This is a genomic window from Winogradskyella forsetii (assembly GCF_013394595.1).
Taxonomy (GTDB): domain Bacteria; phylum Bacteroidota; class Bacteroidia; order Flavobacteriales; family Flavobacteriaceae; genus Winogradskyella; species Winogradskyella forsetii.
On sequence record NZ_CP053348.1, the window covers coordinates 3,689,883 to 3,714,405 of the forward strand.

Genomic DNA, 24,523 nt, shown 5'->3' on the forward strand with positions numbered 1-24,523 from the left:
TCACAACAATTTATAATTATATTGCAAATATCAGAGCTTTCAGCTTTTTAAAACCTGCGAGGTCTCCTAAACAGATTACCGCTTTTGCGGAAACCAAAGATGAGAAAACTAAAGAACGAAGAATTAGAAAGGTTAGAAATTTCAGAATTTAAAACTGCTGAAAAGTCTCCTATCATCATTATACTCGATAATATTAGAAGCCTTAACAACATTGGTTCGGTTTTTAGAACCAGTGATGCGTTTTTAATTGAAAAGATTTATCTCTGTGGTATTACTGCACAACCACCACACAACGATATTAGAAAAACAGCTTTAGGAAGTACGGAAACTGTGGCTTGGCAATATGCCGAAAACACTTTAGATATTATTGAAAAATTAAAAACTGAAAACATAAAAATTTGTGCTATTGAACAAGCCGAAAACGCCACCATGCTCAACGATTTTGAACCTCAACCCAACACTAAATATGCTTTTGTGTTTGGGAATGAAGTTAAAGGTGTAGCACAAAATGTGGTTGATGCAAGTGATGTTGTGATTGAAATTCCGCAATATGGCACCAAACATTCTTTGAATATTTCGGTTAGTTGTGGTGTGGTAGTTTGGGATGTGTTCAGTAAGATGAAGAGGCCCAATTAAAAAAAAGCCCATCCAAACCTTCCCATAGGGAAGACTTTAATTTGCGTCCCATTCCTATAAATCTGTGTGAAGACTGTGACTTCGACTGAGACTAAAATATTTAAATAATAATGTCTTTTGTCATTTCGACAGAGCGAAGCATGAGCGACGAGAAATCTCATAGTTTTGTTTAACTTCATCAATGATTTAGCAAAAGTGAGATTCCACAATCGCGCCTCATTTCGGAAAGACAAATAAGGACAAATCATAATTTGAATACAATGACTAAAAAACCTTGGCCAACAAAAGATGCGATGTCACAAATTTATGACCTGCATCTTTGGGGCGGAAAAGCACATGATTTTTATTCCGGCTCAGGTTCTCACGATGCGAAACTCGTTGCACCTTATTTAGATAGTGTGATTACCTTTTTAAAATCCCATAACAATTCGCTGACGGTTTGCGATTTAGGTTGTGGCGATTTTAATGTGGGCAAAGAACTTGTAAAATACACTAAAAAATTTATCGCTATTGATATTGTTGAAAATTTAATCGCTAGAAATAAATCGCTATTCAGAGCAAAACATTTAGAGTTTTGTTGTTTGGATATTGTTGAAGATGAACTTCCGGAAGCCGATTGCGTTATTTTGAGACAGGTACTTCAACATTTGTCTAATGCTGAAATTCTGAAAATAGTGACCAAACTATCTAACTATAAATACGTAATTCTAACGGAACACCTACCAATTGGGAAATTCATACCCAATAAAGATATTATATCAGGACAAGGCATACGATTAAAACAAAGTAGTGGTGTTGATGTGCTGAGCATGCCTTTTAATTTGGAAGTTAAAGACGAGAAAATCTTAAATGAGATTGTTCTAGAGGATGAAAAAGGTATTATTGTTACTCGACTTTATGAGATTATTCCACAAAAAATGACGACAAAAGTCTGACACGAATGTCACTAATTTGCTCATATCTAAACGGATAAAAACTCTTTTCGGATAAGAACAATGAGATTTCTCGGTGGAACCCGTGCTGAGCGAAGTCGAAGTACTCGAAATGACAAAACCAATGACTTATCCATACTGCCTACTGAAGACTGCCTACTGAAGACTCATTAATCTCACCCAATAACCACAAATAATCTTCACGACTCTTCACAAAATCCCGATCTGAAATATCAATAATCTTAACATTCATCTCTTGCTGACTTTTTAAAAATTCCAAATAACCTGTGTTTATTTTTTCGAGATAATCGTCTTTGATGTCTTTTTCGTAATTACGACCTCTTTTCTTAATATTGGCTTGTAAACGTTCTGTGTTTTGATAGAGATACACATACAGATCTGGCTTAGCGATGTCCTTATAAACTTGGTAGAATAGTTTTCGGTACAATCTAAACTCGTCCTCAGGCAACGTAATTTTTGAAAAAATCAATGATTTATAAACATCATAATCACTGACCATAAAATCCATAAACAAATCCAGTTGCGACAAATCATCACTAATTTGTTGATAGCGATCAGCTAAAAAAGACATTTCTAAGGTGAAGGCATAACGCTCTGGTTGCTTGTAAAATTTCGGTAAAAATGCATTATCAGCAAAGCGTTCCAAAATTAGCTTGGCGTTGAAATCGTTGGCAATTTTATTGGCTAAACTGGTTTTTCCAGCGCCTATATTGCCTTCAATCGCTATATAGTTGTAATCGTCAAAGTTATAGGCTCTTTTTGGGTTCTTTAACCAAATATTTACAGGTTCCAATTCAGAATCGTCCTTACACTCTGCCAATAATAATTCAATAGACTTTTTTAAAACTGGATGCTCAAAGTCTTTGGCAATAGCAACCAAAGGCTGCAATACAAACCTGCGTGTATGAAGTTCTGGATGCGGAATGGCCAAAGTTTTTTCTTCAAGAATTTCATCTTCAAAAAATAAAATATCCAAATCAATTTCACGGGATTCATAACCTGTGCTTGCTTTTGGTTGTCGCCCTAAATCTAATTCAATAGCCTGAAGCTCCTTTAATACTTTTTTGGGCTTCAACTCGGTTTCAACAGAAATACAAGCATTAAAAAAATCGTCGCCTTCAAAACCAAAAGCTGGGGTTTTAAATACTTTCGAAATCTTATGAACAACACCAACACGCTTAAAAATAGCATCAACTGCCGATTGCAAATACTGCAATTTGTTGCCTTTGTTGCTTCCTAATGCGATGTAAATGGTTTTGGATGGTTTCATAAATCATTACCGATTCAATCACGAACCGGAATGAACAAAATAACTAAAACAAAATCTATTATGCTAATGATATGTATGGTGTTTGTGAACAATATATGATGTACCTCACGGCACATTTAAAAAATGGAATAAAATTTTCCTACGGATATGTTGTCCCTCTGGGACAGCGCATTATTATACATTAAAAACATTATCCAATGTTTTTCTACTGGTATTTTGCTTCAAAATGTTGTTCTTACAAGTCCGCCAATCTCTTTAGATAATTTTAAAAACAAATGCCTTCGATTAAACCATTCCTATAATTTAACAACAAACGACTTAACAACTAACAACCCAACAACAAACAACTAAACAACTCACGCACTTCCCTCAAATTCTCTATATTTACAAAAACAATCTACCAACCACAAAACATGTCAATAAAAGACAAGCTTTTAGCACAACGCATTTACCTATTACTTGGTGGACTTTTTATTACTTCGCTTGTCGTGTCAAACTTAATATTTCAGAAGTTCTTTTACTGGTATCCTTTAGATATCGAGATTTTCGGTTCAAAATTATTTCAAATATCCGTCGGTATTCTACCCTATCCAATAACTTTTCTAATTACGGATTTAATCAGTGAAATTTACGGTAAAAAGAGAGCGAATGATATTGTAATCGCTGGAATTTTTGCTTCAATCTTTTCAGTTGGTATTATTTTAGTTGCAGATGATGTACCAGCATTAGAAAATTCACCAATAAATGATGATACTTTCAAAAATGTGTTTAGTAAAACCATTATCGCTGTTGGCTCTAGCATGTTTGCTTATTTGTTTGCTCAGTTAATAGACATAAGAATCTACCATTTCTGGAAAAACTTCACTAAAGGAAAACATTTGTGGTTACGTAATAATTTTTCAACTTGGTTTTCTCAATTCATCGACACTCTATCCATTATCAGTTTACTTTGCTTTTTTGAAGTCTTACCTTGGTCTAGCTTTAAAGGCTTATTGATTAGTGGCTTCCTTTTTAAAGTACTCGTTGCGGCATTAGACACACCAATTTTATATCTCGGTGTCTATATATTCCGAAAACGTTTCAAGCTAAAAGTAAATGAGGAAATAAATTTACTGTAACAACTAAATGAAACATTAAAATCTTCTTAAACTTAGCGGGATTCGCAACTTTTATACGGAATTTTGCGTATATATTATGTTGTTTTAAAAACACAGATACATCTTATGAAGAAATTTTTGAAAATTATAGGCGTCGTCTTACTTATTTTTATTGCGATTCTTATTGCGATACCTTTTGTTTTAGAATCTAAAATAGATACCATTGTTCAGAATTATGCAGATCATAATTTGGATGCCGATTTAACTTTTGATGATATCAGTCTCAGTCTTATCAGCAGTTTTCCAAAGGCCGAAGTGAGCGTTGATAATTTGAAAATTGTCAATCGTGCACCCTTTGAAGGCGAGACCTTAGCAACCGCAAAGTCATTATCGTTTGAATTGGGCGTAATGCAATTGCTTAAAGGAACCGAAGAACCTCTTGAAGTCAACGAAATTATTGCCAATGAACTCCTTTTGGTGTTAAAAACCAATAAAACTGGCGCTGTCAATTATGACATCGTAAAGGAAAATGAAGCTGATGCTGCAACGCAAAACACAACGAATTCAACGGGTTTTAGTTTCGATATTGACAACTACGAGATTAACAATAGTGCGTTCACTTATATTGACGATACGTCCAACACCACGTTTTATTTGACCGAAATCAATCACAACGGCAAAGGCATTTTCTCTGGCGGAAAGTCTGAATTAGACACTAATACCGAAGCAAATATCACTTTTGCCATGGATAGTACCGAATATTTAAGCAACAACAGTCTTAAATTGGATGCACTTATCGATATGGATTTAGAGCAACAAAAATATACCTTCAAGGAAAACAAAGGGTATATCAATGCGCTGCCTATAGAATTTGAGGGCTTTGTACAAATCGTAGAAGCAGGACAGCAGATTGATATCAGTTTTAAGAATCCAGAAGCTTCATTTAAGGATTTTCTAGCCGTGATTCCAAAAGCTTATGCCAAGAATATAGAAAATGTAAGCACCACAGGAAACTTTACCATTAACGGTATTATTAAAGGCTTGATTTCAGAGGAAACCATCCCGACTTTAGATATCAACATGAAGTCTGAAAATGCATCCTTTAAATTCCCTGACCTTCCAAAAAGTGTCCGGAATATCTCGATTGATGCTTCTGTAAAAAATACCACAGGTAACGTCGATGACACTTATGTGGACATTGATAAACTCAACTTTCAAGTGGATGAAGACGTTTTCAAATCTGAAGCCCATATTAAAAATTTAACTAAAAACATACTCGTAGATGCTAAATTAGATGGTGTTCTCAATTTAGCTAATATCACAAAGGCCTATCCTGTTGAATTGGAAAATGAACTGAGCGGTGTGTTAAGAGGAAACGTAAACACGTCTTTTGACATGGATGCCATTGAAACCAATGCCTACCAACGCATTAAAAATACAGGTAGTGTTTCTATTTCGGATTTTATATTTTCGTCGGAAGCCATCGCAAACCCGATTCAAATCAATAAGGCCGATTTAACTTTTAAACCAGGAACCGTAAGTCTAAATAGTTTTGATGCCTTAACTGGAAAGAGTGATTTTTCAGCCACTGGAACCATTAATAATTTACTAGGGTTTTTATTAAGTGACAAAAATCTTCAAGGTAATTTCAATGTGAATTCCAATACGTTTGCACTTTCAGACTTTATGGTTGAAGATGAAACGGCAACTGAAACATCAACTCAAACAACTTCTGAAGCTGAATCGCTTAAGATTCCAGAATTTTTGGAATGTACCATTACTGCTAATGCCAAAACCGTTATTTATGACAACCTCAACTTAAAGAATGTAAAAGGCACACTGTATATTAAAGACCAAAATGCCAATCTTCAAAATATGACTACAGATATTTTTAATGGTCAGTTAGGGATTTCAGGTAATGTTTCCACGAAAGCTGCAAAACCCATTTTTGATATGAAATTGGGCATGCAAAATTTCGATATTTCACAATCCTTTAAAGATCTAGAAATGTTGAAAGCTTTAGCGCCAATTGCAAAGGTATTACAGGGAAAATTAAATTCTACCATTGATATAAATGGATTTTTGGACTCGAGTTTTTCGCCAGATTTAAGTACAATTTCTGGTAGTGCTATTGCTAGCATACTTACCAATAAAATTAATACTGAAAACAGTCCATTACTTTCTGGCTTGGACAGTAAATTAGATTTCATTGATTTTGATGAACTAGATTTAAAAGACCTTACAACAAATTTAAGTTTCGAAAACGGACAAGTTTCCGTAAAACCATTCACGCTTAATTACAAAGACATTCCGATTGTGGTTTCAGGTTCACACAGTTTTTCAAACACCATGAATTACAATGCTGTTTTACAAGTACCAGCAAAATATTTAGGAAGCGAAGTGAATCGTTTAATTGGAAAGATCAACGATAATGAAGTGAATAAAATTACCATTCCTGTGACGGCAAATATTGGTGGTACATTCACGAGCCCTAACATAAAAACTGATTTAACGTCTGGAGTTTCAAACTTAACTAAACAGTTAATTGAAATTGAAAAGCAGAAATTAATAGGCAAAGGAAAAGATAAAATTAAGGATGCTTTAGGCGGACTTTTAGGTGGAAATACAACCACTACTAAAACAGATTCTACGACCACAAAAGCAGATACCACAAAACAATCCACCGAAGATAAAGTTAAAGAAGGCGTCAGCGGTATTTTGGGTGGTCTTTTAGGCGGCAAGAAAAAATCTACAAACAAAAAAGCGACGGATTCCATCAAAAATTAACCGTTTAACGTTAAAAAAAGCATCTTTTCGTTAAAAGGTGTTAATAATAACCTAATTGTTTGGATTTCTTAATAATTAGGTTACATTGAAGGTTCACTAAATTTTAAAAAGGATATATGAGGCAGTTAAAAATCACCAAGCAGGTAACCAACAGAGAAGATAAATCGCTAGATAAATATCTACAGGATATAAGCAAGATTCCGTTGATTACTGCAGATGAAGAAGTAGAATTAGCACAACTAATAAGAAAAGGTGATCAAGCAGCATTAGATAAATTAACAACAGCCAATTTAAGGTTTGTTGTTTCGGTTGCAAAACAATATCAAAATCAAGGCTTAAAATTACCAGATTTAATCAATGAAGGTAATGCTGGTTTGGTAAAAGCAGCAAAACGTTTTGATGAAACTAGAGGTTTTAAGTTTATTTCTTATGCTGTATGGTGGATTAGACAAGCTATTTTACAAGCTTTGGCAGAGCAATCCCGTATTGTACGTTTACCATTGAATAAGATTGGTACTATTAATAAGATTAATAAGGCTTTTTCGCATTTAGAGCAAATTAATCAAAGACCGCCTAATGCAGATGAAATTGCACGCGAATTGGATATTAGTGTTCGTGAAGTAAAGCAATCGATGAAAAATTCTGGTCGTCACTTATCAATGGATGCGCCATTAAAGGATGGAGAAACGTTTAGTTTATACGACGTAGTAAGTTCTGGTGAATCGCCAAGACCTGATAAGGCATTGATGAAAGAATCCTTAAACACTGAAGTAGAACGTGCACTAGAAACATTGACCCAAAAGGAAAGTGATGTGATTCGATTAAACTTTGGAATTGGAGATCAACCACCAATGACACTTGAGGAAATTGGAAGCATTTACGATTTAACCCGAGAGCGTGTGAGACAAATTAGAGAAAAAGGAATTAGAAGACTTAGACATGCTAGTAAGAGTAAAATCTTGAAAACATATTTAGGGTAAAATAGAATCAAGACCGCTGCGCTTTTAGATGCTAGAATCAAGACTTTATTAGCAAAACAATTAAGCTAATAGTTAGGATTTTAAAGTTGAAATTGTATCGCAATTCTTAGGCTAAAAAATTTTTACTTAAAAAATTCATTTAATTTTTTATTTTCAAATAGTTAGCATATATTTGCCGACCATTTGCAAGAAATAGTTAACAAAAATATATCGATATAATGATTAAAATCGAAATCAAAGAAGGAGAAAACATAGAACGTGCACTTAAGCGTTACAAGCGTAAACACAGAAATGTGCAAATTATGCAGAACTTGAGAGAATCACGTTATTTTACTAAGCCTTCTGTAAAAAGAAGAAGAGAAATTCAGAAAGCTGAATATATTCAAGGTTTAAGAGACGCTGAAAACGTATAGTTTTTTCTCATTTATAAATTAAGATTAAAGAGTAGCAGATATGCTGCTCTTTTTTTGTGCGTTAATTTTAGATTATCGAAATTTTTCATTTTATCTTTAATATATCTTTCAGACCTTTCAGGTTTTAAAAACCTGAAAGGTATTGGATCTATTTTAAGAATTCATATAAAAACAAAGAACTTAAAAGGTACGCTCTTAAGAGATTCCTTTTTTTCAAAGGAATTAAATATGCCAATAATAAAACCCGTAAAAGGAAAACATCCACAAATAGCTGAAGATTGTTACGTTGCCGAAAACGCAACCATAGTTGGAGATGTTACTATAGGCCATCATTGTAGCGTTTGGTTCAATGCCGTGATAAGAGGCGATGTTCACTTTATCAAAATAGGCAATAAGGTAAATATTCAAGATGGTGCTGTCATTCATGCTACCTATAAGAAATCTCCAACAATAATTGGAAATAATGTATCGATAGGCCATAATGCTATTGTACATGGCTGTACCATAAAAGATAATGTGCTTGTGGGTATGGGAAGCATCATTATGGACGATTGCGTTATAGAAAGTAACACTATTATTGCTGCAGGTGCAGTCCTAACCAAAAACACCATTGTAGAATCTGGAAGCATTTATGCAGGCGTTCCTGCTAAAAAAGTAAAAGATATAAGCCAAGAATTAATTTCAGGAGAAATTGATAGGATCGCGAATAATTACGTGAAGTATTCGAGTTGGTTTAAGGAATAAGTGTCAAACACTCAGTTTCAAACGTTCAATTAAAGCTTCAACATTTGGGATTTCACCTATAACCTCAGGAGTTAAAACGGTGGTCAGCTGATGGTTTTCAAGTTTTAAAATCGTTGGATATATGAGTTTTACACTCGGAAATACAGCTTCAAATTCGTCCTTATGGTAAAATTCCATTTTCAAATGGCTATCGGCTCTAAAGTTTTTCCAGGCCCTATTTTCTGCAAACGTATCATAAGTTAAGGCACATAAGCTACACTTATAGGTTGAAGGACTTATGAGTTTGTGTCCTGCATCAAACAAGGCGTTTAACTTTCCTGAATTGGCATTATATATGAAAAGTAATTTCATGATAACTTCGTATCCCTTTAAAATTAAACCTTACTAAAACTCTAAAAAAGAGGTTTCAAATTTATGATCTAAAATTGCGTCCAAGATATCAACTTTTCCATTGGTGAATAAAGTTATAGCTGGCTCTAAAACAATACTGTTTAATAAATTATGCGTTGATAAAACCGATTTTGTTTGTCTTGCGACTGCCAATCCAGAGTCAATAATCTTCACGTTTTCAGGAAGCATTTTAGTAAGCATAGGAATAAGATATGGATAATGCGTACAACCTAGAACCAAATAATCAATATTCTGCTCTAGCATTGGTTTTAAATAGGTTTCCAACAAGGCGTACATTTCATCAGAATCCAATTTTCCAGTTTCTATGAGTGGCACAATACCTTCGCCAATTTGTTCAATCACTTTAATGCCACGAGCATATAAATCTGCTGTTTTATGAAACAGTTGACTGCTTAAAGTTCCTTTGGTGGCCAGAATACCTACAGCTTTTGTTTGTGTGCTTAAAGCTGCTGGTTTTATGGCTGGCTCTATACCAATGAAAGGCACATTATAAGTTTCCCTGAGGTAATCAATAGCATTGGTCGTTGCTGTATTGCAAGCCACCACAATAACCTTACTCCCTTTGCCAATAAGGAATTCTGTGTTCTTGATACTTAATTGAAGAATCTCTTCCTTCGGTTTATTACCGTAAGGTGCGTTTTTACTATCTGCTAAGTAGATGCAGTTTTCATTTGGCATTAATGCATGAATTTCCTTGAAGATAGACGTACCACCAATTCCAGAATCGAATATGCCAATAGGATTATTACTCATAGCAACAAAAATAAAAAGTCGCTTAAGATTAAGCGACTTTCTGAAAATTTATTTTTAATTAGCATTACATGCCCAATTGTTTTTTTACATCTGCCATAAGGTCCTTACCGTCTGCTACAATAAGCATTGCTGAATCTACAACATACTGGTATCCTTGAGCAGCAGCAACAGCTTTGATTGCATTATCAGCTTTTTCAACAATTGGCTTTAAAAGATTAAATTCTTTTTCTTGCAATTGTTTCTGAGCCTGTTGTTGGTACTCTCCTAAGCTTTGCTTGATACCTTCAACTTCTACCATACGCTTTTGATTTTCTTCGCTCGTTTGTGTTGGTTCTTCTGCGGTATATTGCTTCAATTTTTTATCCAACTCCTTAAGCGAATTTTGAATTTCAGCTTCATAGGTTTTACCCATTTTTTCAATCTCACCTTGTGCTTGTGTGTAAGCAGGCATAGCTTTAATCAATTCTTGCTTATTAATATGAGCAATTTTGCTCTGAGCAGCTGAAAAGCTAGTTGCTCCCATAAAAAGTACTGCCGTAAATAATAACGTTTTTAAATGTTTACTCATGTTCAGTCTATTTGTCTGTTTGAATTCGTGAATCTGTGATTTCATTTTTCTTAATTGTATTTGTGTGTTATAGTTATTAATTGTTGTTATCCTCGTTTTTCTTAGCCTTCGCTATAGAATCGTTTCTTTTTACTTGTCTTTCTCGTTCTGCACGTGCTGCTTTACGCTGTTCTATAATTTTATTTTTTCTATCTTCTAGTGCTTTTTGGCGTGCTTCTCTATCTTTTAATTTCTGAAGACGTTCCGCTTCAGAAATTTCAGCCGCTGTTTTAGGCTTTTCTGAACTAGTTGAATCCTTTTTGACGTCTGCTTTTGCTTTTGTACTATCTGCAGGTACAGTTGGCCTCGCCTGCGCAGTACTATCTTTCTCAGTATTATCTGCGTCTTCAGTAGAAACGTCTCTATTATTTCTTGCATCAATGACACGTTGACGACGTTCCTCTGCTTCTTTCCTTTTCGCTTCTCTTAATTCTTCCTGTGCTTTCCTTCTATCTTCTGCTGCTTTTTCGCGCTCTGCACGCTTAGCTGCTAATTGTTCTTCACGTTTTGCCTTTCTGTCTTCCAACGCTTGTTGGCGTGCATCTTTATCTGAACTTACTTCTGGAACTACCTCTTCCTCTTCAAGCTCTTTGCGCTCTTTTCTACTTGTTGCTTGTGATCTCTTAGAGGATCTAGTAATTGTGTTTAAAACACGCTCACTCAAATCATATCGTTCTGCTGAATAAAGCATCACTACATCTGCAGATTTATCAAACACGAAATCATATTTTCCTGTTTCAGCAATATCTTGTACTGCGGCAAAAATCTGATCTTGTATAGGTTCTATCAATTGACGTTTCTGAATCATCAAATCGCCCTCAGGTCCAAAACGTTTTTGTTGATAATCTAAAATTTCAGCCTCTTCAAAAGAAATATCTTCTAAACGTTCATCATATAATTCCTTCGTTAAAAGAACACTTTCATTTTCGAGTTCCTTTTTCTTTAGATTAATGGCATTTAATTTGGTTTCAATTTCAGATTTCCAATCGAGAACTTTTTTGTCTAGTTGAGAAGAGGCTTGTTGATATTCTGGTACATTTTGTAAAATATACTCTGTATCAATATAACCTATTCTTACGCCTCGTTGTGCGCTAGCACTAAAGCTCAATAGACTTATTATTACTATTAAAAAAAGAACTTTAAATTTCATCATTTCTGTATTTGTGTTTTGAGACATTTACCCGTAAAACTAAATTTTTATTCTCTTTAGTAATACTAAGCTTCAAATTTAACGAAATATATTCTTAAAAATTTTAACACCATGATGAAATCTTGTTTAGCTATTAGAAAATATCGTGCCAAACTTAAAACTGTTGTCCAATTATAAAGTGAGTTTCCCAATTTTTAACCGGTGTTCCAAAAGGAGATTCATCGAAGGCGTGACCGAAGTCAATACCAAGCAGTCCAAAGGCTGGCATAAAGATTCTTAATCCGAAACCTGCAGATCGTTGAAGTTTAAATGGATCGAAATCCCTAAAATTATTTACAGAACTACCTGCCTCTAAGAAAGACAATGCATAAATTTTAGCTTGTGCACCTAAGGTAATAGGGTAACGTAATTCTAAAGAAAATTTGTTATAAATAGAGCCTCCATCTTGCGAAGACAAGGATTGATTAGGATAACCACGTAATTGAACCACTTCTCTTCCATCCAAAGAAAAATTTCCTAAACCGTCACCACCAACGAAGAAACGCTCAAAAGGAATCACACCACGAGCATTGTTATAAGCACCTAAGAATCCGAATTCCACACTTGGGCGCAATACTAATTTTTTGGTCAAGGCTTGATACCAATCCGCCTTAAATTTAATTTTATAAAACTCTAACCATTTAAAGCGTTCTTGGTCAATTTCGGACCGTCTATCTAAAGCAGTGTTGTATTCAGCAAGTGCTGCTGGATTTGAGCTTTGGTTAGATTGAAATTCATTAATAATCTCAGTTTGTTCAGCTCTATCATCTGCCAAGGCTTCATAATCAACACCATTTACCAATGAATATGGGAAAGAAAACTTAGCCGAAATTGAGAAATTAGAACCACCTGTAGGATAAATAGGGTCGGTATAAAGGTTATTTCTACTTAAACCAATGGTGTACGATAAATTATTTGAAGTCCCATCTCCAAACGTAAATAAACCAGTGTTATAATTTTGAAGATCGTAATGTTGGTAACTTATGGCCTGTGAAAGTAAAAAGTAATCATCCGGTTTGGATAAACGTGTTGACAATCCGAAAGTTAAACCTGTAATATTAAATCGTCTGCTTTTATCTGCCCGACGGGTTTGAGGATTAAATAAAAACTGTCTGGAATGCGAAAGCGACGTTGACATTTGAAATGGCTTTTTACCACCAAACCAAGGCTCACTAAATGAAAAACTATAGGTTTGAAAAAATTGACTCGCTTGAAGTCTCAAAGCCAAACTTTGACCATCACCTCTTGGTACTGGCTTATATGCATCTGCCTTAAAGATATCTTTTATAGCAAAATTATTAAAAGACAAACCTAAGGTACCAATGAAACCACCTCCACCGTAACCACCTTGTAATTGTATTTGACTAGAACCTTGTTCCACCACAGAATACTCTATATCTAAGGTACCATCGACTGGGTTAGGATTTAAAATATTTGGCGCTATTTGCTGGGCATCAAAAAACCCTAATTGTCCGAGTTCCCTGATGGTTCTAATAATGTCTGCTTTTCTGTATAGCTGACCTGGACGTGTTCTTATTTCCCTGTATACCACATGATCGTTGGTCACGTCATTACCCACTACTCTAACATTGTTAAAATAAGCAGGTTTTCCTTCAGAGATACGGATTTCCATATCTATCACGTTTCCTTCTGCACTCACCTCAACCGGGTTTATGGTTGAGAACATATATCCAAAGTTTTGGTAAGCATTGGTGATGTCATTGGCATCCGGATTAGACTCGTCAGCAATTCGTTCTCGTAACTCCACGCCATTATACGTATCGCCTTCTTTTATACCTAAAAGACTAGATAAATACTGATCGGAATAAACGGTATTACCCACAAAAGTTATTTTCCCAAAGGTGTACTTTTCGCCTTCTTCTACTTTGATATCAAGATTGATGTTTTTCTCATCTAAATAGGTAATAGAGTCTGAAATTATTCGCGCATCCCTATATCCATTTTCTTTGTAATAGTCAACAACACTTACTAAATCTGTTCTAAAATCATCTTCAATATATTTTGAGCGCTTCAATAGCCTTAAAGGACTTAAGCTTTTTCTCTTCGTATTTTTCATAGCTTTACGAAGTTTTTTGTCCGCTATTTTTTCATTGCCTTCAAAGTTAATTTCCTTAATTTTAACTTTTTGGCCCTTATCTATTTCAATACGCATATTAACACGCTCCTTTTCAATAGAATCAATAACTTGTGAGGTGCTAATATTTACTTTAGTGTTTAAAAACCCTTTCTTTTTGTACTTATTAGTCAAGTAATTTTTGGTAGTGGCTATTAGGTTTTCTGTAACTTTTTGACCAGATTTTAGTTTGTTCTCATCGATAATCTCATCCTTTTTCCCTTTCCTGACACCTTCTATGGTAAGATCTTTAAGTTCTGGTAAGTCGCTAAGGTTTATCTCTAAATTTGCGGTACTACCATCTATGTCAGTAACGTAGATGTCTATACTGCTAAAAAGATTGGACTTCCATAATGTTTTTACCGCATTAGCAATTTTTTCTCCGCCTACCTGAATCTCTTCATTTTTTCTAAGTTTAGAATAAGCAATAATAGTTTGCTCACTAAAATTAGTGTTTCCTGTAACTTTAATTTCCTTAATTAAATAAGTCTCTCCACCTTCAACCTGAGCATTACTGGTAAATGAATTTGTAAATAGGAATACAACACAAATAAGTTTAATAAATCGTTTCAATTTTGTGCTATTAGGTAAGTTGTTCGCTTGTTTTTCCAAATCTTCGTTCTCTATTTTGATAATTTATGAGTGCTTCATATAGATTTTCCTTCTTAAAATCTGGCCATAAAATATCTGTAAAATATAATTCTGCATAGGCAATTTGCCATAGCAAAAAATTACTAATTCGTTGTTCTCCACTTGTGCGAATAAGCAGGTCAACGTCTGGTAAATTTTGCGTGTAAAGATGCTTATTTATAATTGATTCATCAATACTTTCAGCAGAAATTATATTATTTTTAACTTTAACCGATAATTCCTTAATAACATTGACAATTTCTTCCCGAGAACCATAGCTTAACGCTAAAGTTAATGTCATATGTGTATTATCTTTTGTTTTATCTATAACATCCAATAGTTCTTGGTGGGCTTTTTTTGGCAAATCATTTAAGCATCCAATTGCAGAGAGTTTTATACCATTGTCTTGAAGTGTTTTGATTTCCTTTTTTAAGGACTTCACCAGGAGTTTCATTAATGTTTGCACCTCTAATTTTGGTCTGTTCCAGTTTTCTGTTGAAAACGCATAAAGTGTTAAGTTCTTAATTCCTAACTCCGCACTAGCCTCCACAGTTTCCCTAACGGATTTTGTTCCGTTCTCGTGACCAATAGCCCTTATCAATCCTTGTTGTTTTGCCCAACGACCATTACCATCCATAATAATAGCGATATGGTTGGGAAGCTTATGTTTGTTTATTTTTTCTTTTAAACTCATTTAAAAATTGCAATAACAAGGTCTTCTACCAAATGTGTAAGTTAACGTAATTCCTGTAAACATATACCAATCTGTATTATTAGTATTACCAAAACTCAACGATTCTCTTGCTTCATTATCCGGCACACTACCATCCAACTCGTCAGAAAACGTATACCGCGCACCAATTTCTGCGCCCAAAACAAGGTGATGTGCTACTTTCGCCTTATAACCAATTGCCATAGGAATTCCCACAGCCCAACTATTGGTATTTTCCGATGTGTAAACACCAGTTGGTGTAAAATAATAATTTTCATGGTTAGCAAGCGAAATACCAGAATATAAATATGGGGTTCCTTTTAAACCACTTGAATGTAAATCAAAATCCAAAAACGTGAATTCCATTCCTGCGGAAAACTCCAATATACTGGTATCAAATTGATAACCTCGTTCTTTTCTTCTAGGATCGTCTGATTTTCCGTCGATCCCTTTTAAATCTGAAAAAATTAGAGATGCTCTAAAGGAGTGCCTTGGACTTCTATTCCATTTTACAATAGCACCAAAAGCAGGTTGATTTGGCGATATATAATCAGTTGCACCCACATCACCAATAAAATTACTTCCACCAACAAAAACGCCTACCTCATAGATTTGAGCCTCAGCAATATTAATAATAAAAGTGCTTAATAAAAGCAGAAAAAAATACCTCATAAATTTTTCAAAGTTTGCAAATATAACAATTAAGATTTGTGTGTAACAATTTGAAGTAAATTGTCTTAATCATAAACTGTTTATAGAGGTATTTATTGTTTTAGTTGCGTCTATCTTCGCCCCAAAGTAACTTTTTTCGAAGAGTAGCCAGAAAAGTTTCATCTAACAGTTCTACCATTTTAATCGCAAAATCTGCTTTTTTAACAGTTACAGTAGTGATGTTGGTTAATGTTACAATCCTAGAGTCTAAAGACATTAAAAACTGGTCTTCCCTACCCGCAACCTTTAAGGTTACTACTGTATTATCTGGAATAACCAATGGGCGAGCACTTAAATTATGAGGTGCAATTGGAGTCAAAACAAAATTATTGGCATCTGGTGCTATCACTGGCCCACCACAACTTAAGGAATAGCCCGTAGAACCTGTAGGTGTAGATAAAATGAGTCCATCTGCCCAATATGAGGTTAAATATTCGCCGTTGAGATGGGTTTCAACGGTAATCATGGAGGTGGTATTCTTTCTGCTTAACGCGATTTCATTGAGCGCGAAATTGGTAGCGACCACATCCTTATGTTCAGGATTGGTGGTGACACTGAGCAAGGAGCGTTCTGAAATCTTATAGTCGCCTTTAAATATTTCAGACAATGCCGTTTGAATATCATCAATTTGTATGGTAGCTAAAAAACCCAAGCGACCTGTATTGATCCCAACTATTGGAATACCCAACTCTCTAACGTAAGTGACAGCTCTTAAAATAGTACCATCACCTCCAACACTTATTAGTAAATCAAAACTAACATCCAGTTTTTCAAAGGTCTGAACTACAGAATTATCTTGAATTTCTATATTTTGAGTTTTTATAAATTCGCTTTCAAAAAAAACATGTGCATTTTTTAATAGCAAAAAATCCAGAAGTTTCCCAACTGCCTCTTGTGTGGTTTCTTTAACGTAATTCTGACCGTATATGGCTACTTTCATGTGTTTTTATCTATTATTTTTCAATGGTCACATGCTGTTCGCTAATAATTATTCTTTAAAGTTGACCAAATTTTGAACATGCTCGTTTCATCATTACATATTTAAATATTTGTCTAGATATTGAGAACGTTCCTTCAGGCTTTCGATATAAGAGTCGTCTTCATGCCCAGAAACAATATTATAACTGTATCGTCTAAAAGTTTGAATAATTTCGTTAAGACTTCCATTACCTATTTTTAAGGTAATTTTTGCCAAATCACCATCCATTTTGGAAATGAATGCACCCAATAATTTGGCATCATTAGATTCCACAATCTGGCTGATTTCACTAAACGAGTAGTCATGAAGCCCTTTTTCAACAATTAAAATACCTCCAGGTTCCGAAAAGAAAGGTGTTTCATTAAACAAATGAATAATATCATTGAGTTCGTAATAGCCCAAATATTTATTGGCTGGGCTTAGAATGGGCATAATATTAGAATCGTTTTGGGCAAATGCCTCCAGTACATCCAACCAAATAGTTGCGGGTCTAACAAAAAAGCCTTCAATAGCGTAGTTGCAATCACTTATGGTATCTGCGCCTTCAAAACAATGGGCATCCGTCTCAGAAATACACCCCATGTAAATACCATCTTTCATAATAGGAATATGGGAATAGGTCAACTGATTAAATAGCATTTTCAAATCGCCCACCTTATCAGTTATATTCAACGGTTTTATATCATTTATCACAAAATCTTGAAGCTCCATTATATCCATTTAATTAAGTTGCAAATTAATCAAAAATAACCATAAAATGCGTGCTCATGTTTGTATTTTTGTAATTCAAACAGCATTAAAATGACCAAATTAAGTGTTAACATAAATAAGATTGCCACGTTGAGAAATAGTCGTGGAGGTGATGTCCCTAATGTGGTACAGTTTGCCAAAGACGTGCAACGTTTTGGAGCAGAAGGCGTTACCATTCACCCAAGACCAGATGAAAGACATATTCGCTATCAAGATGCCTATGACTTAAAACCTGAAGTTTACACAGAATATAACATAGAAGGCAATCCTATTCCTAAGTTTGTGGATATGGTTTTAGAGATTAAGCCAACCCAAGTAACGTTAGTGCCAGACTCCATTGATGCGATTACCTCTAATGCTGGTTGGGATACTTTGAAACACAAGGATTTTTTGGTTGAAGTGATAAAAGAATTTAAAAGCAACGGTATTAGAACATCCATATTTGTTGATCCGGATTTACATCAAATCGAAGGGGCAAAAGCCACAGGAACTGACAGAATTGAACTCTACACCGAAGCCTTTGCTCATCAATATAGCTTAGGTAACAATAAGGCCATTGATCCCTATATGGAATGTGCTGGATTGGCAAATTCCATGCAATTGGGCATCAATGCTGGTCATGATTTATCATTGAATAATATTGAATTCTTTAAAGAAAACATTACAGGCTTATTGGAGGTTTCTATAGGCCATGCGTTGATTGCTGAAAGTTTGTATATGGGCGTTGAAAAGGTTATAGGAATGTACTTGGAAAAGCTTAAATAAGTTGGAAGAACTTCACGCTTCGTGCTTCATGCTTCGTGCTTCGTGCTTCAAACTTCAAACTCAAAAAATATGACACTACACTCAAACATCATAGGAAAAGGAAAGCCATTCATCATCCTACACGGATTTTTAGGTATGGGAGACAATTGGAAAACCTTAGCCAAGCAATTTTCTGAATCTAATTTTGAAATACATCTTGTTGACCAACGGAATCATGGTCGCAGTTTTCATTCGGATGATTTCGATTATGAAGTAATGGCAGAAGATTTAAAAGTGTATTGCGCTGACCATAATTTAAAGGATATTATATTGTTAGGCCATTCCATGGGAGGAAAAACTGCCATGCTTTTGGCTACAACATATCCCGAATTGGTAAACAAACTTATTATTGCGGATATTTCGCCACGTTACTACCCAATACACCATGATGCTATTCTGGAAGGTTTAAGCAGTTTGGATTTTTCAGAATTAAAAACCAGAGGAGAAGCAGACGAAGCGTTAAGCAACTATGTTCATGAAACAGGCACACGACTATTTCTACTCAAAAATTTATATTGGGTAAAAAAAGGACAACTAGGTTTACGTATGAATTTGGAAGTTTTAAAAGACAATGTTTCAGAAGTTGGCGAAGCGCTTCCTATTCATGCTATTTTTGAAAAAGATACTTTGTTTTTACGAGGCGACCGTTCCGAATACATAGGAGAAGCTGATGAAGCTATTATTCATCGCCATTTCACAAATTCCGAAATTATAACGATCTCTAATGCCGGACATTGGTTACATGCGGAGAATCCTGAGGATTTTTATGATGCTGTAATGAGTTTTGTTAACTAAAATTTATTTAATATTAGTTAAATCTCAATTCTTTATCTAATAGAAAGTTACAAATGAAAACAATTATTACAATATTTTTTATTCTATATTCTTTATGTTGCTTTGCTCAAACTAAATATGAAGATGGACCATACAAGAAATACTATGAAAATGGAAATATAAAAACCGAAGGGTTTTATAAAAACAATCATAAAGTAGGACGCTGGAAGGATTATTTTGAGAATGGGGAATTAAAAAAAGAAAATATCTTCATGTCTAATGGGAATTGGACAGGATTTAAAAGAATATATTCTGAGTCGGGATTACTGTTAATTGAAACCCAGCCAGCTAATAACGGAGATTTGTTGGAAAAACATTATTATGATAATGGTTCTTTAAAAAGAGAGTTTGTCATTAAAAAAACGGTTGGTGGAAATCGGTTTATTAAAAATGGTATTTATAATGAGTTTTATGAAAATGGGGAACTTAAGATAGAAAGTAGATATGAAGAAAACAATCTGGTCGATGTATGGACACAATTTTATTCAACAAAGGAAATAGAATGGAAAGTAAGTTATTTAAATAACCATAAGCAAGGAAACTATCTGCAGTTTTATAAAAATGGCAAAGTTAAACTAGCAGGCTTTCATAATTTGGGATTAAAGGATGGAGAAGAAACGCATTATGATTCTATTGGAAATGAAATACTGAAACTAAAATATAGAAAGGGGAAACTAGCAAATGCTTCAAAAGTTTCAAGTTCTTCAATTATAGAAGTGCCTGATGGCACAACAGAAAAAGCACCAATAGATCCTGGATGCGGAAATAAAGTCGGTGATGATGCACTAGAATGTATGTCTACAGCAATATCTAATCTGGTACGTCGTAAGTTCATTACTCCCTCTGAGGTGAAAGATACTTTAAAAGGAAGGCAAAGAATATTTGTCATTTTTAAAATAGACGAAAAAGGAAGTGTTGTCGATATAAAAGCTAGAGGACCACATCCAAAATTAGAATTAGAAGCTGAAAGAGTGTTAACTTTACTACCAATAATGACACCTGGAACTCACTTTGGTAAACCTGTGAAAGTACCTTACAGTATGCCAATTTTTTTAGAAATTTAATTATAAAACTAGTAAATAAAACGCTTCCATATGAACTTAATTATCAGACTTTTACTAAATGCACTAGCGGTTTTCATCTTAGCTCATATTTTAACTGGCGTCACCGTCGATGGTTATCTTGGTGCTATTATTGTTGCCATTGTATTGGCAATCCTCAACCTATTGGTTAAGCCCATATTGGTCATTCTAACTTTGCCAGCAACTATTATCACCTTAGGTCTTTTTCTATTGGTTATCAATGCACTGATTATCTTATTAGCAGACAAATTAATTGATGGGTTTGGAGTCTCTGGTTTTTGGACAGCGATACTGTTCAGTATTCTACTTTCCATACTGCAATCCTTGTTTCAATCCTTTTTAAAAGACGACAAAAAGTAGCTGATATACAAACGCTTAAAACTGTTGTTGGGTTGCAAAAAATGTTGTATTTTTGCAGCCCAATTTTAGTATCAAAATCACAATGAATATTACAAGAGAAAACATCGATGCATTAAATGCAGTTGTAAAAGTGGATATCGCAAAGGAAGATTACAGCGATAAAGTAGAGAAGATTTTAGTAGATTACCGCAAATCTGCCAACATTCCTGGTTTTAGAAAAGGTCATGTACCAATGGGAATGGTAAAAAAGCAATATGGCAAAGCTGTATTGGTTGATGAAGTAAACAAATTACTTCAAGATGCTCTTGGCAAGTATTTAGTTGAAGAAAAATTAGATGTTTTAGGTAATCCATTGCCAAAAGCACAAGACGATTTAGATTGGAATGCCGAGGCTTTTTCTTTTGAATTTGAATTAGGTCTGGCACCAGAATTCGAGGTCGAATTAAAAAGTAAAAAAGCCATCACTCATTATAATATTGTGGCTGACGACAAGATGATCAATGAGCAAATTGAATCCATCCAAAAGCAATATGGCAAAATAGTTTCCCAAAATGAAGTTACAGAATCTTCTGAAATCACGGGAACGTTCACCAATGAGGAAAAGGAAATTGATAACTCTACCACAATAACTTTAGATAAATTAAAAGGAAAAACAAATTCTAAGAAATTTATTGGAGCTAAAGTTGGCGATGTTATCACCTTGCAAACAAAAGGTTTGTTTAACGACGATCATGATTTAATGACCTTTTTAAAAGTACCTCATGATGATGTTCATGGTTTGGATATTGAAGTGAACTTTAAAATCACCGAAATTAACGAACGTGAATTGGCCGATTTAGATCAAGAATTGTTCGATAAATTATTTGGAAAAGGCAATGTAACGTCTGTAACTGAATTGAAAGAAAAAATCAAGGAAGATTCAGAAAAGCAATTCAAGCAACAAGGCGACCAGAAATTACTGAATGATGTGACTGAGTCTTTAATTGAAAACACAAAATTCGATTTACCGGCAAGTTTCTTACAGAAATGGATGCAAACTGCAGGCGAAGATGAAATGTCTGAAGAGCAAGCTAAAGAGGAATATGAAAAGTCTGAAAAAAGCATGCGATACCAATTAATTGAAGGAAAACTAATCCAAGACCATAAGCTCCAAGTTCAGTTTGAGGAATTGAAATCTTATGCTATGGATATGATTAAAGGACAGATGGCGCAATTTGGTCAAATGAATCCTTCAGACAAAGAATTGGAAGATATTGCCGCACGAATCCTAGGAAACCAAGATGAAGTAAAGCGTATGTCTGAGCAATTAATGAGTCAGAAATTGTTAAAACTATACAAGACAGAAGCGAACATTAAGACCAAAGACATCACTTACGATGATTTTGTAAAGGAATTTTATAGTTAATTGTAAAAATAATTAAGACAACGTCTTAAAACTTTAAAATGTAATTACCTTGAAAATGGTAAGCTAAAAATTATTAGTATCTTTAAGGCGTAAAATTCAAAAATTTTACGCCTTTTTTGTCATTAATTATCACTAGAAAATTAGTGACATCCTGAACTCGTTTCAGGATCTCTAAGAGCTATATATTAAGATTAAAAAGAACATTTCATAAATTAAAAAGAAGAAAAACTTATATGGATTACGGAAAAGAATTCGAAAAATTCGCCACTAAAGACCAAGGCATCAACAGTAATTATTACCAGAAAATAGTTACGAGCATGAATCCTACCAACCTTACACCAAACATTATAGAAGAACGCCAAATGAATGCGGTAGCTATGGATGTGTTTTCGCGTTTAATGATGGATCGCATCATATTTTTAGGCACAGGCGTTAACGATCAGGTGGCAAATATTATTCAAGCACAATTATTATTTTTGCAAAGTACTGATGCTTCAAAGGATATTCAGATTTATATCAACTCACCAGGAGGCAGTGTTTACGCTGGTTTAGGTATTTACGATACCATGCAATTTGTTAAACCAGATGTGGCAACAATTTGTACAGGTATTGCGGCGTCTATGGCAGCTGTGTTGTTATGTGCTGGCGAAAAAGGCAAACGCTCGGCGTTAAAACATTCGCGTGTAATGATTCACCAAGTTAGCAGTGGTACCCAAGGTCAGTTAAGTGATATGCAGATTGCCTTAAAGGAAACCATTCGTGTAAAAGAAGAATTGTATCAAATAATAGCCAACCATTCTGGCAACCCCATTGAGCAAGTAGAAAAAGATTCTGATAGGGATTATTGGATGCGTTCTCAAGAAGCATTGGATTATGGAATGATTGACGAAATTTTGGAACGCAAGTAATTCCAATTACTTTCGACTAAGATTATGAATAGAAATTAAGAATAGAAGTGTTGGGTTTATAAATTATATACCTTAAACTTCAAACCATCCCGAAGTTTCGGGTCCGCTATTGCGGGAACTTAAATATAAAATATTTAGATGGCAAAGGAAGAGTTAGAATGTTCGTTTTGTGGTAGGAAAAAGCCAGAAACTAGTTTATTAATCGCAGGTTTGGATGCCCATATTTGTGATCGTTGTATTGAGCAAGCGCATGGTATAGTGATAGAAGAATCCAAACAATCTGGAAATTCAGATTTAAGTGCCGAATTAATGCTTAGAAAGCCCAAGGAAATCAAAGGCTTTTTAGATGAATATATTATTGGACAGGAATACACTAAACGTGTGATGTCTGTTGCAGTTTATAATCACTACAAGCGTTTACTGCAACCACCAACAGATGATGATATTGAAATTCAAAAGAGTAACATCATTATGGTTGGGCAAACAGGTACAGGAAAAACCTTAATGGCAAAAACGATTGCTAAAATGTTGAATGTCCCTTTAGCCATAGTTGACGCCACAGTTTTAACGGAAGCGGGTTATGTTGGTGAAGATGTAGAAAGTATTCTGACTCGTTTATTGCAAGCTGCGGATTACAATCTAGAAAAAGCACAGCGTGGCATCGTTTTTATTGATGAAATCGATAAGATTGCGCGCAAAAGCGATAATCCATCTATTACTAGAGACGTTTCTGGAGAGGGCGTACAACAAGCTTTATTGAAATTGTTAGAAGGTACTGTGGTTAACGTACCACCAAAAGGTGGCCGTAAACATCCAGACCAAAAGTTTATTGAAGTCGATACCGAGAATATCCTTTTCATTGCTGGTGGAGCGTTTGATGGTATAGAACGTGTGATTACCAAACGCTTAAATATGCAGGCCATTGGTTACAGCTCAATGAAAACCGATACCGTGGATAAGGATAATATTTTACAGTATATTATTCCGAAGGATTTAAAGGATTTTGGTTTAATCCCAGAAATTATTGGGCGTTTACCAGTATTAACCCATATGGATCCTTTAGATGCCAAAACCTTAAGAGCGATTTTAACAGAACCTAAAAACGCTATTATTAAACAATACAAAAAGTTGTTTAAAATGGATGACGTCAATTTCACTATTACGGATGGCGCCTTAGACTATATTGTTGAAAAAGCTATTGAATACAAGCTTGGCGCGCGTGGATTACGCTCACTATGTGAAGAAATCTTAACCGAAGCCATGTTTGAATTACCAGGTTCTGGCGACACAAAATTAAACGTTACGAAGTCTTATGCTGATGACCGATTGACAAAATCAACCTTAAAGAAGTTGAAGGCGGTGTCGTAGGTTTCT

At 34.6% G+C, this 24,523-nt stretch carries 24 protein-coding genes; 14 read left to right on the top strand and 10 right to left on the bottom strand.

Annotated features, from left to right (window positions below):
* The first annotated feature begins 99 nt into the window (after positions 1-99).
* Both HM987_RS15885 and HM987_RS15890 read left to right on the top strand, forming a co-directional pair.
* A complete protein-coding gene (locus tag HM987_RS15885) occupies positions 100-636 on the top strand; it encodes an RNA methyltransferase (protein WP_179009011.1) in 537 nt (178 codons plus the stop codon).
* Positions 637-896: 260 nt separating this feature from the next.
* A complete protein-coding gene (locus HM987_RS15890; protein ID WP_229724481.1) occupies positions 897-1,571 on the top strand; it encodes a class I SAM-dependent methyltransferase in 675 nt (224 codons plus the stop codon).
* 139 nt (positions 1,572-1,710) lie between these two features.
* Here the strand turns inward: HM987_RS15890 and folK are convergent, their stop codons facing one another.
* Entirely contained in the window at positions 1,711-2,859 is a 1,149-nt protein-coding gene (gene folK / locus HM987_RS15895) for a 2-amino-4-hydroxy-6-hydroxymethyldihydropteridine diphosphokinase (protein ID WP_179009012.1), read from the bottom strand.
* 413 nt (positions 2,860-3,272) lie between these two features.
* On the opposite strand from folK, the gene HM987_RS15900 reads away from it, so the two are divergent.
* From HM987_RS15900 to HM987_RS15920, 5 genes are all read left to right on the top strand, one after another.
* The gene (locus tag HM987_RS15900; protein ID WP_179009013.1) at positions 3,273-3,977 is read left to right on the top strand and encodes a queuosine precursor transporter; all 705 of its coding nucleotides are present in this window, start codon (positions 3,273-3,275) and stop codon (positions 3,975-3,977) included.
* 105 nt (positions 3,978-4,082) lie between these two features.
* Positions 4,083-6,743 (top strand): AsmA family protein, encoded by a 2,661-nt coding sequence (locus HM987_RS15905; protein ID WP_179009014.1) that lies wholly within the window; start codon positions 4,083-4,085, stop codon positions 6,741-6,743.
* Between the two features lie 116 nt (positions 6,744-6,859).
* Positions 6,860-7,723: a sigma-70 family RNA polymerase sigma factor gene (locus tag HM987_RS15910; RefSeq protein WP_178987414.1), complete on the top strand. Its 864-nt coding sequence runs from the start codon at positions 6,860-6,862 to the stop codon at positions 7,721-7,723.
* Positions 7,724-7,941: 218 nt separating this feature from the next.
* On the top strand, positions 7,942-8,136 hold the full coding sequence (gene rpsU, locus HM987_RS15915; RefSeq protein ID WP_008269492.1) for a 30S ribosomal protein S21: 195 nt from the start codon (positions 7,942-7,944) through the stop codon (positions 8,134-8,136).
* 228 nt (positions 8,137-8,364) lie between these two features.
* Positions 8,365-8,880: a gamma carbonic anhydrase family protein gene (locus HM987_RS15920; RefSeq protein WP_179009015.1), complete on the top strand. Its 516-nt coding sequence runs from the start codon at positions 8,365-8,367 to the stop codon at positions 8,878-8,880.
* A gap of 3 nt (positions 8,881-8,883) precedes the next feature.
* Here HM987_RS15920 and HM987_RS15925 read toward each other — a convergent pair whose 3' ends face one another.
* The 9 genes from HM987_RS15925 to HM987_RS15965 form a co-directional block, all read right to left on the bottom strand.
* Positions 8,884-9,231, bottom strand: coding sequence for a GTPase (locus tag HM987_RS15925; RefSeq protein ID WP_179009016.1), 348 nt, complete (start codon positions 9,229-9,231; stop codon positions 8,884-8,886).
* A gap of 33 nt (positions 9,232-9,264) precedes the next feature.
* Positions 9,265-10,044, bottom strand: coding sequence for a glutamate racemase (murI, locus tag HM987_RS15930; protein ID WP_179009017.1), 780 nt, complete (start codon positions 10,042-10,044; stop codon positions 9,265-9,267).
* Between the two features lie 64 nt (positions 10,045-10,108).
* Complete coding sequence (locus HM987_RS15935) at positions 10,109-10,612, bottom strand: OmpH family outer membrane protein (RefSeq protein ID WP_179009018.1); 504 nt, start codon at positions 10,610-10,612, stop codon at positions 10,109-10,111.
* Positions 10,613-10,688: 76 nt separating this feature from the next.
* Entirely contained in the window at positions 10,689-11,804 is a 1,116-nt protein-coding gene (locus HM987_RS15940) for an OmpH family outer membrane protein (protein ID WP_229724483.1), read from the bottom strand.
* A 151-nt stretch (positions 11,805-11,955) separates the two neighbouring features.
* Positions 11,956-14,547, bottom strand: a complete 2,592-nt coding sequence (gene bamA, locus HM987_RS15945; RefSeq protein WP_370622873.1) for an outer membrane protein assembly factor BamA — start codon at positions 14,545-14,547, stop codon at positions 11,956-11,958.
* Between the two features lie 10 nt (positions 14,548-14,557).
* On the bottom strand, positions 14,558-15,298 hold the full coding sequence (locus HM987_RS15950) for an isoprenyl transferase (RefSeq protein WP_179009020.1): 741 nt from the start codon (positions 15,296-15,298) through the stop codon (positions 14,558-14,560).
* Positions 15,299-15,988, bottom strand: a complete 690-nt coding sequence (gene porG, locus HM987_RS15955) for a type IX secretion system protein PorG (RefSeq protein ID WP_179009021.1) — start codon at positions 15,986-15,988, stop codon at positions 15,299-15,301. It abuts the gene before it with no gap.
* Between the two features lie 100 nt (positions 15,989-16,088).
* Positions 16,089-16,967, bottom strand: a complete 879-nt coding sequence (locus HM987_RS15960; RefSeq protein ID WP_179009022.1) for an NAD kinase — start codon at positions 16,965-16,967, stop codon at positions 16,089-16,091.
* 93 nt (positions 16,968-17,060) lie between these two features.
* Positions 17,061-17,717 carry a CBS domain-containing protein gene (locus HM987_RS15965; RefSeq protein ID WP_179009023.1) on the bottom strand — a complete coding sequence of 219 codons (657 nt, stop codon included), beginning with the start codon at positions 17,715-17,717 and terminating at the stop codon, positions 17,061-17,063.
* A gap of 90 nt (positions 17,718-17,807) precedes the next feature.
* On the opposite strand from HM987_RS15965, the gene HM987_RS15970 reads away from it, so the two are divergent.
* The 7 genes from HM987_RS15970 to clpX all read left to right on the top strand — a co-directional run bounded on the left by HM987_RS15970 (position 17,808) and on the right by clpX (position 24,517).
* Entirely contained in the window at positions 17,808-18,521 is a 714-nt protein-coding gene (locus tag HM987_RS15970; RefSeq protein ID WP_179009024.1) for a pyridoxine 5'-phosphate synthase, read from the top strand.
* Between the two features lie 69 nt (positions 18,522-18,590).
* Positions 18,591-19,355 carry an alpha/beta fold hydrolase gene (locus HM987_RS15975; RefSeq protein ID WP_179009025.1) on the top strand — a complete coding sequence of 255 codons (765 nt, stop codon included), beginning with the start codon at positions 18,591-18,593 and terminating at the stop codon, positions 19,353-19,355.
* Positions 19,356-19,408: 53 nt separating this feature from the next.
* Positions 19,409-20,458, top strand: coding sequence for a toxin-antitoxin system YwqK family antitoxin (locus HM987_RS15980; protein WP_179009026.1), 1,050 nt, complete (start codon positions 19,409-19,411; stop codon positions 20,456-20,458).
* 30 nt (positions 20,459-20,488) lie between these two features.
* On the top strand, positions 20,489-20,836 hold the full coding sequence (locus tag HM987_RS15985; protein WP_179009027.1) for a phage holin family protein: 348 nt from the start codon (positions 20,489-20,491) through the stop codon (positions 20,834-20,836).
* Between the two features lie 82 nt (positions 20,837-20,918).
* The gene (gene tig / locus HM987_RS15990; protein WP_179009028.1) at positions 20,919-22,241 is read left to right on the top strand and encodes a trigger factor; all 1,323 of its coding nucleotides are present in this window, start codon (positions 20,919-20,921) and stop codon (positions 22,239-22,241) included.
* Positions 22,242-22,474: 233 nt separating this feature from the next.
* Positions 22,475-23,149, top strand: a complete 675-nt coding sequence (locus HM987_RS15995) for a ClpP family protease (protein WP_179009029.1) — start codon at positions 22,475-22,477, stop codon at positions 23,147-23,149.
* A gap of 138 nt (positions 23,150-23,287) precedes the next feature.
* The gene (gene clpX / locus HM987_RS16000) at positions 23,288-24,517 is read left to right on the top strand and encodes an ATP-dependent Clp protease ATP-binding subunit ClpX (protein ID WP_179009030.1); all 1,230 of its coding nucleotides are present in this window, start codon (positions 23,288-23,290) and stop codon (positions 24,515-24,517) included.
* The last annotated feature ends 6 nt before the right edge of the window (positions 24,518-24,523 follow it).